Raw genomic sequence first — 763 nt, forward strand, 5'->3', positions numbered from 1 at the left:
GGTTGAGGTGGATTTAGAAATTATTTCCGCAGTCTACGAATGGGACGAATTACACCGGGAAAATGTCTGGGCTTTCAAAAAGTATTATTTACCGAAAGCTATTATTCAGTCCATTCTGGCGCTGTATCAGGATAAGACCACGCTAAAAGACGTAAAAGGGCGGGAGGTTGATTATCTGCGTTCTAAAGGAATGCTCAATCCCATTTACGGTATGTGTGTTACTGATATTGTGAAAGACGACCATATTTATGACGACGTTGAAGGATGGGGAATTGAAGAAACCGACGTTAAAGAATCCATACAGGATTATAACCGCTCAAAATCTCGCTTTCTGTATTACCCGTGGGGTATTTGGGTTACTGCTTATGCTCGGCGTAACCTGTGGAGTGCTATTCTGGCAGTGGGGAATGATTACATATATTCCGACACGGACTCTATTAAAATGCTTAATTATGATAAGCACGTCGGATATGTAGAACAATATAACGCCGATATTCAGGAGAAATTACGGCGGTGTATGCAATATTACAAGCTGGACGAATCACTATTAAACCCGAAAACTATTAAGGGCGTGGAAAAACCGCTCGGCGTATGGGATTTCGAGGGCAACTATTCGCGCTTTAAAACTGTAGGCGCGAAACGCTATTTAGTGGAGGAAAACGGGAAACTAAAATTAACCGTTGCGGGGCTGTCGAAACAGAACGGCATTAATTACATGAAAGAGGTATGCGACAACGATAATACAGCGGTGTTCGAAATGTTC

General features: G+C 42.3%; 1 protein-coding gene. It reads left to right on the forward strand.

Annotated elements, in window-relative coordinates; genetic code table 11:
* On the forward strand, window positions 1-763 hold a 763-nt coding region (locus HL054_RS22080), incomplete at both ends, for a hypothetical protein (protein ID WP_369141281.1).

Origin of the sequence: Modestobacter versicolor (assembly GCF_041028285.1) — a bacterium.
Lineage (GTDB): Bacteria > Actinomycetota > Actinomycetes > Mycobacteriales > Geodermatophilaceae > Modestobacter > Modestobacter versicolor_A.